Origin of the sequence: Streptomyces sp. NPDC020299 (assembly GCF_044387825.1) — a bacterium.
Lineage (GTDB): Bacteria > Actinomycetota > Actinomycetes > Streptomycetales > Streptomycetaceae > Streptomyces.
This window is the reverse complement of sequence record NZ_JBIRWL010000006.1, coordinates 448,808-465,926: the sequence shown is the minus strand read 5'-3', so window position 1 is coordinate 465,926 and position 17,119 is coordinate 448,808. Positions and strand designations below refer to the sequence as shown.

The 17,119-nt window shown below is 72.5% G+C and carries 10 protein-coding genes; 3 read left to right on the top strand and 7 right to left on the bottom strand.

The features are described 5' to 3' along the window. Positions 1-167 precede the first annotated feature (167 nt). Together ACH45E_RS18945 and glpK are read left to right on the top strand one after the other, a co-directional pair. Positions 168-917, top strand: a complete 750-nt coding sequence (locus tag ACH45E_RS18945; protein WP_361441409.1) for an MIP/aquaporin family protein — start codon at positions 168-170, stop codon at positions 915-917. A gap of 20 nt (positions 918-937) precedes the next feature. Beyond that, positions 938-2,458: a glycerol kinase GlpK gene (glpK, locus tag ACH45E_RS18940; RefSeq protein ID WP_361441406.1), complete on the top strand. Its 1,521-nt coding sequence runs from the start codon at positions 938-940 to the stop codon at positions 2,456-2,458. Positions 2,459-2,527: 69 nt separating this feature from the next. On the opposite strand, the gene ACH45E_RS18935 is transcribed toward glpK, so the two are convergent. The 5 genes from ACH45E_RS18935 to ACH45E_RS18915 are packed head-to-tail and all read right to left on the bottom strand — an operon-like array spanning position 2,528 to position 10,495. Beyond that, positions 2,528-3,133 (bottom strand): ATP/GTP-binding protein, encoded by a 606-nt coding sequence (locus tag ACH45E_RS18935; RefSeq protein WP_361441403.1) that lies wholly within the window; start codon positions 3,131-3,133, stop codon positions 2,528-2,530. Next, on the bottom strand, positions 3,114-6,788 hold the full coding sequence (locus ACH45E_RS18930) for a hydantoinase B/oxoprolinase family protein (RefSeq protein WP_361441400.1): 3,675 nt from the start codon (positions 6,786-6,788) through the stop codon (positions 3,114-3,116). The genes ACH45E_RS18935 and ACH45E_RS18930 overlap by 20 nt, the downstream gene beginning before the upstream one ends. 24 nt (positions 6,789-6,812) lie before the next feature. Continuing rightward, positions 6,813-7,208, bottom strand: a complete 396-nt coding sequence (locus ACH45E_RS18925; protein ID WP_361441397.1) for a DUF742 domain-containing protein — start codon at positions 7,206-7,208, stop codon at positions 6,813-6,815. 9 nt (positions 7,209-7,217) lie between these two features. After that, positions 7,218-7,652 (bottom strand): roadblock/LC7 domain-containing protein, encoded by a 435-nt coding sequence (locus ACH45E_RS18920; RefSeq protein ID WP_361441395.1) that lies wholly within the window; start codon positions 7,650-7,652, stop codon positions 7,218-7,220. Beyond that, positions 7,649-10,495, bottom strand: coding sequence for a nitrate- and nitrite sensing domain-containing protein (locus ACH45E_RS18915; protein ID WP_361441392.1), 2,847 nt, complete (start codon positions 10,493-10,495; stop codon positions 7,649-7,651). Before ACH45E_RS18915 ends, ACH45E_RS18920 begins: the two co-directional genes overlap by 4 nt. Before the next feature lie 420 nt (positions 10,496-10,915). Here ACH45E_RS18915 and ACH45E_RS18910 point away from each other — a divergent pair, with 420 nt between their 5' ends. Next, positions 10,916-11,470 carry a hypothetical protein gene (locus ACH45E_RS18910; RefSeq protein WP_361441498.1) on the top strand — a complete coding sequence of 185 codons (555 nt, stop codon included), beginning with the start codon at positions 10,916-10,918 and terminating at the stop codon, positions 11,468-11,470. 53 nt (positions 11,471-11,523) lie between these two features. On the opposite strand, the gene ACH45E_RS18905 is transcribed toward ACH45E_RS18910, so the two are convergent. Further along, entirely contained in the window at positions 11,524-16,170 is a 4,647-nt protein-coding gene (locus ACH45E_RS18905) for a hypothetical protein (protein WP_361441389.1), read from the bottom strand. A 39-nt stretch (positions 16,171-16,209) separates the two neighbouring features. Then, positions 16,210-17,088: a hypothetical protein gene (locus ACH45E_RS18900; RefSeq protein ID WP_361441386.1), complete on the bottom strand. Its 879-nt coding sequence runs from the start codon at positions 17,086-17,088 to the stop codon at positions 16,210-16,212. Positions 17,089-17,119: the final 31 nt, after the last annotated feature.

The following is a 17,119-nucleotide window of genomic DNA, read 5'->3' as shown; positions in this document are numbered from 1 at the left end:
CGGCCCGTTCCTCCACATGCGATTCGGCTGTCACGGCACGCTCGTCACGGACGCCGGGCGGGGCGCGGGACCTTCCCTGCCTTCGGCTGAAGTCGCCAAGGGAAACGTCCCTGCACTCGGGGCGGCCACAGGGCCTGCCCTCCCCGGACCAGCGCCTAGGAGCCGCCATGAGCAACGGAGACATATTCGTCGGCGAGGTCATCGGCACCGCGATCCTGATCCTCTTCGGCGCCGGTGTCTGCGCCGCCGTCACCCTCAGATACTCCAAGGCACGGGCTTCGGGGTGGGTGGTGATCGCGTTCGGCTGGGGATTCGGCGTGCTGGCGGGCGCGTACACCGCCGCTCCGCTGTCCGGCGGTCAGCTCAACCCGGCGGTCACCATCGGTATCGCCATCGACACCGGCAAGTGGGGCAAGGTCTGGCTGTACCTGCTGGGCCAGTTGGTGGGCGCGGTGCTCGGCGCCGTCCTGGCCTACCTGGTGTACCTCGCCCAGTTCCAGGCCAACACCCGTACGACAGGCACCACCGAGGGAACCGCCGACGAACCGGTGCCCACCCTCGGCATCTTCTCGACCATCCCGGAGATCCGTAATCCGGTCGCCAACCTGATCACGGAGATCATCGCGACGATCGCTCTCGTCCTGCCGATCCTCGCCTTCGGGCTGACCAAGGGACTCGGCGAGTCCGGCACCACCGTGCTGATCGTCTCGCTGCTCGTGGTCGGCATCGGGCTCTCCCTGGGCGGGCCGACTGGCTATGCGATCAACCCCGCACGCGACCTGGGCCCGCGCATCGTGCACACCTTCCTGCCGATCCCGAACAAGGGCACCTCCGACTGGGGTTACGCCTGGATCCCGGTCGTCGGCCCGCTGATCGGAGGGTTGCTCGCGGGCCTCATCTACAAAGCAGCCTTCTGACCAGCGACCAAGGGGCAGCCATGACGGACAACGCCGAGAAGTACGTCGCCGCGATCGACCAGGGCACCACCTCGAGCCGCTGCATCATCTTCGACCACGGTGGTGCGATCGTCGCGATCGACCAGCGAGAGCACCGCCAGATCTTCCCGAAGCCGGGCTGGGTGGAACACGACGCCACCGAGATCTGGTCCAAGGTGCAGGCGGTGGTCGCCGGAGCCATCGCCAAGGCCGGGCTGCGCGCCGACCAGCTCAGCGCGCTCGGCATCACCAACCAGCGCGAGACCACGGTCCTGTGGGACCGCGCCACCGGCAAGCCCGTGCACAACGCGATCGTCTGGCAGGACACCCGCACCGCGGCCCTGTGCGCCGAACTGGGCGGCGCGGACGGACAGGACCGTTTCCGTGAGCAGACCGGACTGCCGCTGGCCAGCTACTTCTCCGGCCCCAAGGCGGCCTGGCTGCTGGACTCCGTGCCGGGGCTCAGGGACCGCGCCGAGCGCGGCGAGATCGCCTTCGGGACCATCGACTCCTGGCTCATCTGGAACCTCACCGGAGGCACGGACGGCGGACGGCACGTCACCGACGTGACCAACGCCGGGCGCACCATGCTGATGAACCTTCAGACCCTCCAGTGGGACACGTCCATCCTGTCCGCCATGAACGTTCCCGAAGCAATTCTCCCCGAGATCAGGTCCTCCGTGGAGGTCTACGGCACCGCCGTCGGCCAACTCGCCGGGGTGCCCGTCGCGTCGGCGCTGGGCGACCAGCAGGCGGCTGTGTTCGGACAGGCCTGCTACGACGTCGGGACGGCGAAGAACACCTATGGCACGGGCAGTTTCCTGCTGCTCAACACCGGTAGCCGCCCGGTCCCCTCCAAGAACGGGCTGCTGACCACCATGGGCTACAAGATCGGTGACGAGGCACCGGTCTACTGCCTGGAGGGATCGATCGCGATCACGGGCGCACTGGTGCAGTGGTTCCGCGACCAACTCGGCATCATTCGAACCGCCGACGAGATCGAGACGCTGGCGGCGAGCGTGGAGGACAACGGCGGCGCGTACATAGTGCCCGCGTTCTCGGGTCTGTTCGCCCCCTACTGGCGCGCCGACGCGCGCGGGGTCGTCACGGGCCTGACCCGTTACGTGACGAAGGCGCACCTCGCGCGCGCGGTGCTGGAGGCGACGAGCTGGCAGACACGGGAGGTCGTGGACGCCATGTTCCAGGACTCCGGGGTGCAGATCACGACCCTGAAGGTGGACGGCGGCATGACCAGGAACAACCTGCTCATGCAGCACCAGGCCGATGTCCTCGGGGTGCCGGTGATCCGGCCCAGGGTCTCCGAGACGACCTGCCTGGGCGCCGCGTACGCCGCCGGCCTCGCCACGGGCGTGTGGGACGACCTCGACGAGCTCAAGTCGCACTGGCAGAAGGAAGCGGAGTGGACGCCGGCCATGGAGGCGCCGGTGCGGGACCGTGAGTACCGCAACTGGCGCAAGGCCGTGGAGAAGAGCTTCGGCTGGCTGGAGGAGGGCGACGACTAGCCCCACAGAACCACGGCTCGTACTCCGGTCGGCGGGGGTACGAGCCGTGCCTGTGCGTGGCGCGGGGCCTCACATGCTGACGGCCTGGCGGCGTTCGGCGGCGTACGCCATCGCGTGCTGGACGACCCCGATGAGCACCTCCTTGACCGACTCCCGGTCGCGGGCGTCGCACAGCACGAGCGGTACGTCGTCGTCGAGGTCGAGGGCCCGGCGTACGTCCTCGCCCGGATAACGAGCCGCTCCTTCGAAGCAGTTGACCCCGACGAGGAAGGGAATGGAGCGCCTTTCGAAGTAGTCGACCGCGGCGAAGCAGTCCTCGAGGCGGCGGGTGTCCGCCAGGACCACGGCGCCGAGCGCGCCCTCGGAGAGCTCGTCCCACATGAACCAGAACCGCTCCTGCCCGGGTGTCCCGAACAGGTACAGCACCAGGTCCTCGCGAAGCGTGATGCGGCCGAAGTCCATGGCCACCGTGGTGGTGCGCTTGCCCTCGACACCGCTGGTGTCGTCGACCGGGCGCCCTGCCTCGGTGAGCAGTTCCTCGGTGCGCAGCGGTCTGATCTCGCTGACCGCGCCGACGAGGGTCGTCTTGCCCACGCCGAAGCCGCCGGCCACGAGGATCTTGAGCGTGACGGGCTCGACCGGGGGCTTGCCGCGCTCAGAACGCCCGAAGATCATCGATCTCTTCTCCTGCTTGGTGGTGGTCGGGTGGCGGCGGGCCGTAGCCTCCGCCACCAGGGGTTTCGATGACGAGTACGTCGCCGGGACCGACGTCGGCGGAGTCGCTCCCGCCGAGAGCGGTCACCGTGCCGTCGGCCCGTTCCACACGGTTGGCGCCCAGGGCACCCGGGCAGCCGCCCGCCATGCCGTACGGCGGGACCCGGCGGTGCTGGGAGAGGGTGGAGACCGTCATGGCCTCGCAGAACCGGATGCGGCGCACCGCGCCGTCGCCGCCGCGTCGGCGACCGGCGCCGCCGCTCCCCCGCCGGACCGCGAACTCCTCGAGCAGTACGGGCAGCCGCCACTCCAGGACTTCCGGGTCGGTCAGGCGCGAGTTGGTCATGTGGGTCTGCACGACGCTCGCGCCGGGGAAGCCGTCGCCGGCACCGGATCCGGAGGCGATGGTTTCGTAGTACTGGTGGCGGTCGTTGCCGAAGGTGACGTTGTTCATGGTCCCGGACCCTTCGGCCTGCACGCCCAGGGCCGCGTAGAGGGCGCCGGTGATGGCCTGGGAGGTCTCGACGTTGCCCGCGACGACGGCGGCCGGCGGCTCGGGGGCGAGCATCGAGCCGGGCGGCACGATGATGTCCAGGGGGCGCAGACAGCCGTCGTTGAGCGGGATGTCGTCGGCCACCAGGGTGCGGAAGACGTAGAGCACGGCCGCGTTGACCACTGAGAACGGGGCGTTGAAGTTGGTGGCGAGCTGGGCGGACGTACCGGTGAAGTCGATGGTGGCGCGGCGGTCGGCGCGGTCCACGCGGACCCGGACACGGATCACGGCGCCCGAGTCGGTCTCGTAGGCGTACTCGCCGTCGTCCAGGGCGTCGATGACGCGGCGCACGGCTTCCTCGGCGTTGTCCTGGACGTGCCGCATGTAGGCCTGGACGACATCGAGGCCGAAGTCCTCGATCATGCGGCCGACCTCGTCGACGCCCTTGCGGTTGGCGGCGATCTGGGCGCGCAGGTCGGCGAGGTTGGTCCGTGGGTTGCGGGAGGGGTGGGGCGCCCCGGTGAGCAGGCGCAGGGTCTCCTCCTCGCGGAGCCGGCCGTTCTCGGCGAGCAGCCAGTTGTCGAAGAGGACACCCTCCTCGTCGATGGTGTGGCTGTCGGCCGGCATGGAGCCCGGTGCGATGCCGCCGATCTCCGCGTGGTGGCCGCGTGCGGCGACGTAGAAGAGGATCTCGGGGTCACCGTCCGTGTCGGTCGCGCCGTTCGTGTCGAAGACGGGGGTGATCACGGTGACGTCGGGCAGGTGGGTGCCGCCGTGGTAGGGGTCGTTGACGGCGTACGTGTCGCCGGGACGCATCGCCGCGCCGCGGCGGCGGATGACCTCCTTGACGCTGGTGCCCATGGAGCCCAGGTGGACGGGGATGTGGGGGGCGTTGGCCACCAGGTTGCCGTCGGGGTCGAACAGGGCGCAGGAGAAGTCCAGGCGTTCCTTGATGTTGACGGACTGGGCGGTCGATTCCAGCCGGGCGCCCATCTGCTCGGCGATCGACATGAAGAGGTTGTTGAAGACCTCGAGGAGGACCGGGTCGGCTTTTGTGTCGAGTCCGGAACTCTCCGTGACCGCCGCGCGTTCCATGACCAGATGCCCGTCATCGGTCGCCGTGGCCCGCCAGCCGTCGTCGACGACGGTCGTCGCGCCCGCCTCGGTGATGATCGCGGGGCCGGTGACGGTGTCGCCGGGAGGCAGGCCCTCGCGGCGGTGGAGGGGCACGTCGCGCCAGGCGCCGCCGGTGTGCAGGCGGACGGTCTCGGGGGCGGTGGCGTGGCCCTCATAGGGGGCGAGGGTGGAGAGGTCGGGGGGTTCGGTGATGCCGGTGGCTTCCACGGAGAGGGCTTCGACGACGACCGGGCGGTCGAGGGTGAAGGAGTACGTGGCGCGATGACGTTCTTCGAAGGCCTGTCTCATGGTGTCGGGCTCGGTCAGCTCGACGGTGAGGGTGGTGTCCGTGCCGTCGTAGCGGAGCTGGGCGCGGCGGGTGATCCGGATGCGGTCCGCGGGGATGTCCTCGGCGAGGAGCTCGGCGCGGGCCGCGGCCTCCAGCTCGTCGGCCGTCTTCCGCACGCCCGGCACGGAGGCGGCCTCCAGGGGTGCCTCGACGGACTGCTCGCGCATCGCTGTGGTGTCGGCCAGGCCGATGCCCAGAGCCGAGAGTACGCCCGCCATGGGCGGCACGAGCACGGTGCGGATGCCGAGCGAGTCGGCGACCATGCACGCGTGCTGGCCGCCCGCTCCGCCGAAGGTGGTGAGGGCGTAGCGGGTGACGTCGTGGCCCTTCTGCACCGAGATCCGTTTCACGGCGTTGGCGATGTTGGCGACGGCGATCTGCAGGTAGCCCTCGGCGACCTGCTCCGGGGTGCGGTCGTCGCCGGTCCGTTCGCGGATCTCGTGCGCGAGGGCGGTGAAGCGGTCGCGGACGAGTGCCGCGTCGAGGGGCTGGTCCCCGTCGGGGCCGAAGACCTGGGGGAAGTACGCGGGCTGGATGCGGCCGAGCATGACGTTGGCGTCGGTGACGGCGAGCGGGCCGCCGCCGCGGTAGCAGGCGGGTCCCGGATCCGCGCCCGCCGAGTCCGGTCCCACGCGGTAGCGGGAGCCGTCGAAGTGCAGGACCGAACCGCCGCCCGCGGCGACGGTGTGGATGTCCAGCATGGGGGCGCGCAGCCGGATGCCCGCGAGCTGTGTGGTGAAGACGCGCTCGTACCCGCCGGCGAAGTGGGAGACGTCGGTGGAGGTGCCTCCCATGTCGAATCCGATGACGCGGTCGAAACCGGCCAGCTGGGACATGCGGGCCATGCCGACGATGCCGCCGGCGGGTCCGGACAGGATGGCGTCCTTGCCGCGGAACTGCCCGGCCTCCGCGAGTCCGCCGTTGGACTGCATGAACATCAGCGGTACGCCCTCGAGCTCTCCGGCGACGTGCTGGACGTAGCGGCGCAGCACGGGCGAGAGGTAGGCGTCGACGACGGCGGTGTCCCCGCGCGGGACGAGTTTCATCAGCGGGCTGACCTCACTGGACAGCGAGATCTGCGGGAAGCCGGTGCGGGCGGCCAGCTCGCCGACGGCCCGTTCGTGGGCGGGGTGGAGGTGGCTGTGCATGAAGACGACGGCGACGGCGCGGATCCCGTCGTCGTACGCCTCCTGGAGCGGGCCCGCGAGCGCGTCCGGGTCGGGCGCGCTCAGGACGGTGCCGTCGGCCGTGATGCGCTCGTCGACCTCGACGACCCGTTCGTACAGCAGCTCCGGCAGTTCGATGCGGCGGGCGAAGATGTGGGGGCGGTTCTGGTAGGCGATGCGCAGGGCGTCGCGGAAGCCCCGGGTGACGAGCAGGAGGGTACGCGCGCCCTTGCGTTCCAGGAGAGCGTTGGTGGCGACCGTCGTGCCCATACGGACCGCTTCGACGGGCTCCTGGGAGCCTTCGAGGAGTGCGCGCACTCCGGCGACGGCCGCGTCGGCGATGGGGGTCCCCCCGCTCGAGCGGAACCGGGAGTGCGGGAGGGCGGGATTGTCGGAGAGCAGTTTGTGCGTGAGCAGCCGGCCGTCCGGGCGCCTTGCGACGATGTCGGTGAAGGTGCCGCCTCGGTCGACCCAGAACTGCCAGCCAGTCACGTCACTACCCCGCTTCCGCGCCGCTCACAGCGCCCGGAGGCCGTTGATCACGTCGCGCAGAATACTCTCGTCCGGCAGCTCCGCCGGGGGTACCGGACGGTTGACGTGGACGAGTTCCTCGTGCACGAGGTCGCCGATGAGGACCCGTACCACCCCGATGGGCAGGTCGAGCTCGGCGGCGAGCTCGGCGACCGACTGCGGGACCTCGCGGCAGAGCTCGACGATGTCCACGTGCTCCGGAGACAGCGTCTGGTCCGCTTCCGGGTCGTCCGCGTGTGGTTCCGTGACGACGACCGCGATCAGGTCGAGGCGGTGCTGGGCCGCACTCGTGGTGCGGCCGCGCGTCATGGCGTAGGGGCGGACGACCGGTCCGGCTTCGTCGTCGAACCAGTGGCTTCTTCCCTGACCGTCTCCGCTCATGTCATCCCACTACCCGCCGGCGGGCAGATCGGTGCGCGGGGATGTGCCCAGATGTACACCGACCCGCTTGACGAGGAGCGTCATCTCGTACGCGACCTGCCCGACGTCGGAGTCGGCGTCCGAGAGGACGGCGAGGCAGCTGCCGTCGCCGGCGGCCGTCACGAACAGGAAGGCGTCGTCGAGCTCCACGACCGTCTGCCGGACGCTGCCCGCCTCGAAGTGGCGGCCGACGCCCTTGGCGAGGCTGTGGAAGCCGGAGGCCACAGCGGCCAGGTGCTCGCTGTCCTCCCTGGTGAGGTCCGTGGACACCCCTGTGGGGAGGCCGTCGCCGGAGAGCACGACGGCCTTGCGGATGCTGGCCACCCGGTCGACGAGGTCGTCGAGGAGCCAGTTCAGCTCCCCGTTGTTCGTCGCGCTGTGGCCGGTCGCCTTCGGTGCGGTCATCGACCGTCCCCCTTAGTCGTTCCTTGTGCTGTGCCGTTGCGGGCCCCGTCGCCCGTGGCGTTCTCCTCCCGGCCGCGCTGCCAGCCGCGCTGGAGCGAGGCCATACGGCTGCGTACCTCGTCGGCGTCACGTTCGGCGGGTTCCGCCTGACGCTGGGCCCGCTGTTCGGGGTCCTGCCTCAGCTGTGGGGCGAGGCTGGCCTGCCGGACGCGTCTCGGCAGCTGCCCGGTGCCGGCCCCGGTGTCCTGCGGGTCTCCTTCGGCGGGCGGGCCGGACTCGCCGGGACCGCCCCCGGAACCGATCGCGGGACGGCGGATCCGCCGGGGCAGCTCCGGGGCTTCCGTGGGCTCGCCCGGGTCGGCGGCCGGGGACTGGGCGCGTGCGTCGGCAGGGTCGGCCGGTCCGGTGGCGCGGCGCGCTGCCGCCTCGCCGCGCCGGCGGGTCGGCAGCGGGGCCGGGCCCGCGTCCGGTCCCGGCCGGAGGCGGCCGGAGTCCGGGCGGGACCTGTCGTCCGCCTCGTCGTGCGGGGACCGCTCTTCGGTGACGGGTCGCCCGTGCGAGGTGACCAGCTTGGGCGTACGGCGCCGGGGCAGCGGCACGGGAGCGTTCGGGCGGTCGTCGGCATGCGGCGGGGTCCCGGCGCCGGAGGGCTGCTGATGGAGCCCAGCCAGCCGGGGCGGGACCTCGTCGTCCGCGTCGGCGAGAGAGCGGCGGGGGCGGAACAGGCCGCCCCGTTCGCTTTCCTCGTCGCTGAGGGCTCCCGGGAAGCCGTCGAGGGCGTCCAGGTCGACCGGTGCCTCGAGCTCGACCGGCCCGTCCAGGAGACCCGCCGGCAGGCCGGGCAGTTGCGCCGGCGCCTGGGTGAGGGCCGACGTGCGGCTCTGCTCGCGGGTGACCGCCGTCGTGGGCCGCTCCCGGTTGAGGCGGAAGCCGATGCCGTTGGTGTCCGGGACGTCGTCCGTGAGCAGGACGTCGGGGATGAAGACGACGGCGGTGGTGCCGCCGTAGGGCGACGGCTGCAACGAGACCCGGACGTTCTGGCGCTGCGCGAGCCGGCTGACCACGAACAGGCCGAGCCGGTCGGTGTCGGAGAGCTCGAACTCGGGTGTCTCGGCGAGCCGCAGGTTGGCTTCCAGCAGCGCTTCGGCCGCCATGCCGAGGCCGCGGTCGTGGATCTCCAGTGTGAAGCCGTTGGCGACCCGCTCGCCGAGGACCTGGACGGCGGTGTGCGGCGGCGAGAAGACCGTGGCGTTCTCCAGCAGCTCGGCCACCAGGTGGGTGAGGTCGGCGACGGCCGGGCCGGTGACCGCGACGCGCGGCAGTCGGCGGACCTCGATGCGTTCGTAGTCCTCCACCTCGGCCACGGCGGCACGGACGACGTCCATGAGCTGCACGGGCTTGCGCCACTGCCGCGAGGGAGCGGCACCGGAGAGGATCACCAGCCCCTCGGCGTGCCGGCGCATGCGGGTGGTGAGGTGGTCGAGGCGGAAGAGGTCGGCGAGCTCGTCGGTGTCCTCGGTCCTGCGCTCCATGGTGTCGAGGAGCGTGAGCTGCTTGTGCAGCAGCACCTGGCTGCGGCGGGCGAGGTTCACGAAGACCTCGGAGACGCCTGCGCGCAGTTCGGCCTGCTTGACGGCGGCCTCCACCGCGGCGCGCTGCAGGGTGTTGAGCGCCTGGCCGACCTCGCCGATCTCGTTCTTGTCGTATTCCAGGCGCGGGGCCTCGGTCTCCACGTCGACGTGCTCGCCCGCGGACAGCCGGCGCATCACACTGGGCAGCCGGACGCCGGACGCCTCGTGCGCCTCGAGGCGCAGTTGCCGCAGATCGCGGATGAGGCTGCGGCCGACGCGTACGGACAGGACCACGGAGAGCAGCAGGGCGACCAGGCCGAGGACGCCGGCGACAGCCGCCTGCACGATCACTCCCACGGCCACCGGGCGGACGCGGTCCTGGTAGCGGTCGCCGACCTGGTCGTCCAGGGTGCGGAGTTCGCCGAGCACGTCGCCCGCGGCGGTGTCCCAGGTCTTGGCGGTGACGCCGTGGGGCGTTCCGGAGCGGACGGCGATGACGTCCTGCTCCGCGGTGCGCAGCGACTCGGTGGTGGCGTTCTTCCAGAAGCGGTCGTAGCGTTCGCGTTCCGACGACGGCAGCAGCGGCAGGCTGATGTCGTACAGGAGGCTGCGCTGGGCGACGAGGTCGGAGACGTCCCGGGTCTCGTCGGCGGAGAGCTTTCCGACCACCAGGGCGGAGCCGACCAGGGCGTCCTCACGGGAGAGCAGCTCGCGGGCGCGGGTGATGTTGACGAGCGCGCGGGCCTCCTTGTCCATCTCGACGTTGTCGACGCCGTCGAGGGTGGCCAGCAGGGCGTAGCAGGGGTCGACGAGGTGGTCGTAGCGGTCGAGGGCCTGGGCGCGGTCGACCGTGCCCTCCTCGACGCTGCGGCGCAGGGAGTCGATACCGCGGAAGGCGTCCAGGACCGCGGTGAGGCGCTCGTTGTCGTCGGCGTCCATCCCGTCGACGATGTCGGAGTCCTTGGCGTTGCCGCGGATCTTGCGGATGGCCTCGTCGGTGGCGGCCCGGGTGCGGCGGAGTGCGGTGAGCGCGTCGGCGGCCCGGGGGTCGGCGAGGTAGACGAGGGTCTGGCGGCGTTCCTGCTGCAGGACGCGGGCGGTGTCCTCGGTGGGGTAGCCGATGTCCTCGATGATGTCCGTGACGTGGAACAGCTGTGCCACTTCGCGACCCGTGAGTACGGTCGCGAAGCCCCAGATCGCGGTCAGGGACACCAGCGGCACGAGAAGCAGCGCCACGATCTTCCGGCGGATGGACTTCCCGCGAAAGCGCATGGCCTCCCCCAGCTCGACCCCCGCCGGTCCGGGGGTACACATGTGCGTCAACAAACGGCGCGAGCCTACTACCGCCACACCGTTAACTCGAAGACGCGTCCGGAAGGTGGCCTTCCGCACCCACGTCGAGACATGGCGAGTTGTCCGGGCATTGCGGGAGATTGCCACCGTGATTGACGTGCTGAAAGAAGGATGGTCGGGATCACTCCGGCGGACCGGTTGGCCGGAATTTTTCGCTGGTTGGGAATCTTCGTGACGCTTCGTTCGTCCTTCATACGGGAGATGAGTGCGGAATCGGCCACAGGAGTCGCATCCCGCATCTGGGCGGCGTAAAACAGCGCAAGCCGGGCAGCCACTGGGGAGTTGGTGTCTTCGGACGCCGGAGAGAGCGGTGTGCCGGCGGTGGGGAGTGACACGGTGATGGGCACGGCGGAGCGGAGCAAGGCGCCCGAGGACGGCGGTGCGGTGCGCTCGGAGGAGTTGAGCAGTACTCAGGCGCGGGATCGCGGTAATCGGTCGCGCGGGCGTGACGGGAAGTCGGCCAGAGATGACGCGGAGTCGGCCTGGACTCAGGAGCAGCCCTCCTACCAGCCGTTGTGGGTCGAGGAGCCGGCACGGCGGCGACGGCTGCCCGACCCGGTGCGGACGGCTGCCGTACGGGCGGTGCTCCTCATCGCCGTGACGCTCGTTCAGGCCATGGTGGCCTTCCTCTGCACCATGGCCGGGTCATGGCTGGCGTTCCCCATGGTGATCAGCAGTGTGGTGAGCACCGTCGTGGCCACCTGGGGCGCGGTCGACGTATGGGTGACCCGTCAGGTGTGGTACCAGCGCAACGGCGTGGTGTCGGTGCCCAGCAGCACGGCCCGCTCGCTGCGGCGTGAGCGGCGCACCGCCCGGCGGGAGGAGCGGGCCGCCGAGCGTGAGCGGGAGCGGATACGGCGGCGGGGCGGCACCGGGCAGCTGTCGCACCCCTGAGACGCCTGAGGCGCGCGGCACCGCCCGGACCGGCCCACGGTGGATACGCGTGGCTATGCCGGCCGCTTGAACATCCGGGTCGCCGTGATCTCGCTGTGCACCGCCTCCCCCGCCTGGGGCTGCTGGGGGAGGCCGGGGCGGAGGTGTTCCTCCACGCTGATGTACTTCAGACCGGCCCTGAGGTCGGCGTCGTTGCGGAGCCGGATGACCAGCGGGAACTCGGCGAGCGCGGTCGTGTCGAACAGGCCGGTGGTGTACAGGAGCTGGACGCCGAGCGCGTCGGACACGGCGCGCTGGAGTTCCAGCAGGTACGTGGCGTTGGCGCGGCCGATCGGGTTGTCCAGGAACAGCGTGCCCGCGTGGCGGTGCTTGTCCCGCCCCCGGTCGTTCGACCGCAGCGCCGCCATCGTGCAGTACAGGGCGATGGCCGCGGTGAGCAGCTGACCGCCGGAGAAGACGTCGCCCATCTGCCCGACGGGGACGCGTTCGGCGCGCAGCACGGCGTCGGGCTTGAGGATCTCGACGGCCACGCCCTTGGGCTGGAGCGCGGCGGCGACTCCGCGCAGCAGCAGGGACATGCCGTCGCGGCGCAGGTCGGAGTTCTTCTTCACGGCGGCCCGGGTCGCCTCGTCGATGACCTCGCCGAGCCGCTCGGTGAGCGTGGCCTGGTCGGGTTCCTCGAAGCGGATGCGCAGGAACTCCTGCCCGGACCACTCGCCGAGTCCCTCGGGCAGGCGGGACAGTCGCTGGGCGGACCGGAGGGTGGCGAGGGCCGACTCCACGAGGCCGCGCAGCCGGTCCACGATGGAGTCGCGGTTGCGCTCCAGCTGCGCCAACTCGTCGGTGAGGACGCGCAGTCGGGGTGCGAAGGCGTCCGCCCACTTCTGGGCGTGCTCGGGCAGCGCGGAGGCGGGCAGTTCGCGGATCTGCTGCCGGGCTGGGGTGCGGACCTGCTCGTAGCGGGTGGAGTTGGCGTGCCGGACCAGGACGTCGCTCGCCTCGCGCACGGCGGCCTCGGCGGCTGAAAGGTCGGCGGCGCAGCCGCGCAGCGAGCGGCGGGCCTCGGCGGCTGCCTGCCGGGCGTCCTCCAGGCTGCCGGGATAGGGCTCCGGCTCCTCCTGCTCCTCGTCGGTCACGTGTTCGCGGAGCAGGTCGCGGAGCATGGCGGCGATCTCGTCGAAGCCGCTCGCCGCGTCCTCGGCGGCCCGGTGGGCGTCGAGGAGCTCGGTGTGCGCCTCGCGGGCCTGGGTCAACGCCTCCGTGCGTGCGGCGAGTTCGGTGGTCGCCGTGCGCAGCAGGGCCTGGGCGTGCTCGGCGTCGCGCGGGACGAGTTCCTCGGGCAGTTCGGTGTGCGCCTCGCCGTCCTCGGGGGCGTGCCGCTCGGCCTCGCCGCGCAGCCGGCCGAGCTGCTCGCTGGCGCTGGACATACGGGTCTCCAGGAGCTGCACCAGCTCCTCCGCGCGTGCGGCGGCGGCCTGCCGGGAGGGGCCGTCGGCGCCGTCGGGCGACTGGAGCAGCTGTTCGGCGCGTGTGCGGACCTTGTTGCTGAGGCGGTCCAGTTCGGCGCGGGCGGCGCTCTCGTCGCTCTCCGCGCGGGCCTGCTCGGCGCGCAGGTCGGCGCCGACGCCGACCTTCTCGTACACCTGGGAGGCGGCCCGGTAGGCCTCGCGCAGCGCGGGCAGCGACGCCTTGGGCGCGTCCGCGTCGGTGTCCGGTACGTCGTCGGGCGCGCCCGCGATCTCGGCGCGTTCGGCGCGCAGCGCGCGGGCGGTGCGGCGGGCGTCGTCGGCGGCCCGCTGGGCGGCGCGGCGGTCCTCGTCGGCGGCGCGGGCACGCTCCAGGCAGGCCTGGGCGCGGGCCTCCGACTCGGCTGCATCGTCGGCGAGTTCCCGCAGCTTGACCTGCCAGCCCGCGCGCTCGCGCAGCCGGAAGGCGAGCCCGGCGAGGGCGTCGGCGGCGCGCCGGGCCTTCTGCGCGGCCTCCTGCCGCTCGTCGCGCACCAACGCGGCCTCGGCGGCGGCCTCGTCGGCCTCCGCGCGCACGGTCCGGGCCTCGGCGAGCTCGGCCTCGGACTCCTCGGCGAACGCGTGCGTCTCCTGTGCCGTCCGCGCCAGCTCGGTGAGGCGCCCGGCCGGGCAGCCGGTGCGCCAGGAGGCGAGCCGTGCGGCCAGCTCCCGGTCCTTGCCGAGCCGGGCGGCGAGCGCCCGGATCTCCTCGTCCCGCTCGGTGGCCCGCGCGCGCAGCGCCTGCCGCTCCTCGTCGGCGGCGTGCTCGTCGTGCATGGCCGGGTTCGGCGGGACGAGGAACACGTCGCCGGGCGTCGCGTCCTCGGCCGGGGTGGGGGCGAGCAGCGCGGCGGCCGTGCCGACGGCCACGGCGGACCGGGGCAGCAGGGCGGCGTCGCCGAGCACCTCGCGGGCCCGGGCGTGCGTGTCCGGGTCGGTGATGATCACGCCGTCGACCAGCTCCGGGCGGGCGGCGAGCACGCGCGCGTGGTCGGCGGGATCGACGGCCTGGGCGAGGTAGCGCCAGCCGGGCAGCGCGGGGATGCCGTGCTCGCCCAGGTACTCGACGGTGGCCAGGACGTCGGGGCCGGGCGGCAGCAGTCCGCCGTCGCCCAGTGCGCCGAGGATCCGGGAGTCGTCGGCGGCGGCGGTGCGCAGCTCGAAGAGATGGCGTTCGGCGGTGGCGACGGCGTCGTCGAGGAGCTCGCGCAACTCGTCGGCGAAGCGGTCGAGTTCCTCGGGCGTGAACGGGCCGAGGGCGCTGGGGGGACCGTCACCCGGCCTGGCCGCGGGTGCCGGGCGGGTGTCGCTGTCGTGCCGGGGCTGGCGAATGCCGGGGCGTACGTCCTCCCCGGTGAGGCTCAGCAGCTCCGCGAGCCGCTGCTCCGCCGTCAGCGACTCGGCGAGCCGGCGCTCGGCCTCGTACGACCGCTCGGCCGCCGTCGCCGCGTCCGCCGCGCGGGCCGCCGTCAGCTCCGCCCGGGACTCGGCGGAGGCCGCTTCGCGCGCATGTTCGGTAGCCTTGCGGGAGGCCTCGCGGGCCACGTCCCAGGCAGCGACGGCGGTCTTCTCTGCGTCGCTGGCGGCGAGCGCCGCGCGCGCGGGGTCGGCGTCGGGGGCGCTGTCGTCGAGCCAGCCCGCGCGGACCGCCTCGGCGGTCTCCTGCTCGACCTCGCTGAGCCGCTGGCGCAGGTGTCCGGCCTCGCTGCGGGCGCGCTGCGCCTCGGTGGCGGCGGCGGTCGAGTCGCGGTACGCGGAGTCGTTGACCTGCTGGAGCGCGGCCGCACGCTCCTCCTCCTCGTTGGCGAGGTTCTCCGCGCCGCCGGCGGCGGCGTGCAGGGCCCGCACGAGGTCGACGGCGGCCTTGGCGCGGGCGGCGAGTGCGGGAGCCGCGTCCCGTTCGGCCTCCTGGATGGCGGCGGCCACGCGCGCGACGCGGTCGGCGGCGACGCGGTGGCGCAGCACGGCCTCGGCGGCCTGCCAGGCGGAGTGCAGGGTGCGCGCGTCGGCGAGTTCGCGCTTCTGCGCCGCGGCGGACTTCTCGGCGGCGGCGAGCGCCAGAGAGGCGTGCCGGTAGGCCAGTTCGGCGGCGATCAGCGCGCTGCGCTCCCGGGCGCCCTCGGAGTGTGTGACGGCGTACGCGGCGGCCGTGACCCGCTGGGCGAGATCGGCGGCCCGCGCCCGCTCCCGCACGCCGCGCGCGGAGAGCCGCCGGGCCAGGGTGCGGGTGCGGCGCTCGGATCCGGCGTGGATGTCACGCGCGCGTGAACGCGCCTCGGCGGCCTCGACGATCCGGCCGAGCAGCTCGACGGAGCCGGCGGTGAAGTCCCGTTCGGCGATCAGTTCGGCGCGCCGGCCCAGCTTGTTGCCGAAGCCGCTGACCAGGTCGGCGAGTCCGTCGGTGTCGCGGGTGTCGGTGACGGCGCGCAGCAGCAGGTCGGTGAAGTCGGAGTCCTTCTTCACCGCGAAGAGGCCGGCCGCCTCGCCCTCGTCGGCGTTCATCTCTCGCTGGTACCGGAAGAGTTCGGGGTCGAGACCGAGTTCGCCGAGGTGCTCGATCCAGCGGTCGTGGATCTCCTCCCAGTGCGCCTCCAGGTGCGGGTACGCCTTGCCCGCCTCGGTGAGGGCGTCCCGGAAGCCCTTCATGGTGCGGCGACGGCCCTGTGCACCCGACTGGCCCTCCACGGGCGGCCGTACGGCGGTGGACTCGGCGACGGGCAGGTTGTCGAGGCTCAGCCCGGGGCCGGGCCGGAAGGAGTACCAGGCCTCGGCGAACTTGCGTGGGTCGTTGGACACCTGACGGCCGCGCCACTCGCTGACCTTGCCGACCACGACGCACTCACCGGTCAGCACGTGCTGCCACTCCAGGGCCACGTGCCCGCAGTCGTCGGCGAGCAGGAACTTTCGCAGCACGCCGGAGCTCGCGCCGCCGAGGGTGTTGCGGTGGCCCGGCAGCATCACGGAGAAGATCAGCTTGAGCAGGACGGACTTGCCGCCACCGTTCTCCAGGAAGAGCACGCCGGCGGGCGCGGGCCGGCGTGGCGGGCCGACCGGCTCCTCCGCGAAGAACTCCGCCTGGGTGGGCGCGGGTTCGGGCACCGGCGCACCCACGCCTCGCAGGTCAAGCACGGTGTCGGCGTAGCGCGCACCGGCGGGCCCGATGGAGTAGAGGCGGACCCGGGACAGCTCGTACATGGCGGACTCTCGCGTTAAGTCTTCGGCAGATCGGAAGGTTCAGGAGTGGAACGGCAGCCCGGCGTCGGCCACCAGGTCCAGGTCGTCGGTGTCCTCGGCGGGCATCAGGCTGGCCGTGCCGTCGGTGACCGGGACGACGCCCAGTTCGAGGAGCTCGGCCATGGCGGCGCCGCCCGCCAGGTCGCGTACCTGGAGCTGGTAGCGGGCGGTTGTGCGGTAGGTGCCGCCGTTGTCGTCGCCCGTGCGCTGCAGGAACCCGGAGTCGGTGAGGAACCCGACGGCCTTCGCCACGATGCCCGTGGTCGATGCGGCCGGCCGGCGGGCGTCCTTGGTGGCGCCGGTCGCGCTGCGTCTGGCCCAGATCCGCCAGGCGGCCTCCAGTCCGGGCGCGTCGGTGGCCGGGTCGGTGTTCTCGCCCTGCTCCTCGGCGCGCTCCTCCAGGCGCCGGCAGGCCTGCCGGACGAAGGCGTCGACGCCGTTGACGCTGACGCGTCCGATGTAGCCGTCGTCGGCCAGGTCCTCCGGCCTCGGGAACGCCAGCGCGGCGACGGCCAGATGGGCCAGCCCGTGCAGGAACCGGTCCCCGGAGTCGGCGGACGTGCGACGCGCGTAGTCACCCATGCGGACGGCGAACACCGAGTCCTCGGCGGCCGTCACGGCCATCCCCGCGCGCGGGGACACCTCCAGCACCACGAGCCCGAGTCCGGCGGCGACGGCGTCCGCGAGCCGCGCGAAGGGCGGGTCCTCGCGGTAGCGGCGCAGCAGTTCGGTGTACTCCTGGTCGCGGGCGGGCTGGAGCTTGGGCTGCAGCCCGAAGGCGACGAGCCGGGCCGCGTCGGCGGCGTCGGCGGGGGTGACGGCGGAGCCCGCGGGCGCGGCGGCAGGCTCGGGCTCACTCCAGTCGACGTGCTCGGTCACGGCTTCGGCTCCTTGTCGCTCGCTCGGTCAC

Bases quoted from the DNA above. Each gene is read 5' to 3' on its own strand.
- ACH45E_RS18915 (WP_361441392.1), bottom strand. From the start codon at position 10,495: ATGCGCTTTCGCGGGAAGTCCATCCGCCGGAAGATCGTGGCGCTGCTT.
- ACH45E_RS18905 (WP_361441389.1), bottom strand. From the start codon at position 16,170: ATGTACGAGCTGTCCCGGGTCCGCCTCTACTCCATCGGGCCCGCCGGT.
- ACH45E_RS18910 (WP_361441498.1), top strand. From the start codon at position 10,916: ATGGGCACGGCGGAGCGGAGCAAGGCGCCCGAGGACGGCGGTGCGGTG.
- ACH45E_RS18945 (WP_361441409.1), top strand. From the start codon at position 168: ATGAGCAACGGAGACATATTCGTCGGCGAGGTCATCGGCACCGCGATC.
- ACH45E_RS18925 (WP_361441397.1), bottom strand. From the start codon at position 7,208: ATGAGCGGAGACGGTCAGGGAAGAAGCCACTGGTTCGACGACGAAGCC.
- ACH45E_RS18920 (WP_361441395.1), bottom strand. From the start codon at position 7,652: ATGACCGCACCGAAGGCGACCGGCCACAGCGCGACGAACAACGGGGAG.
- ACH45E_RS18935 (WP_361441403.1), bottom strand. From the start codon at position 3,133: ATGATCTTCGGGCGTTCTGAGCGCGGCAAGCCCCCGGTCGAGCCCGTC.
- glpK (WP_361441406.1), top strand. From the start codon at position 938: ATGACGGACAACGCCGAGAAGTACGTCGCCGCGATCGACCAGGGCACC.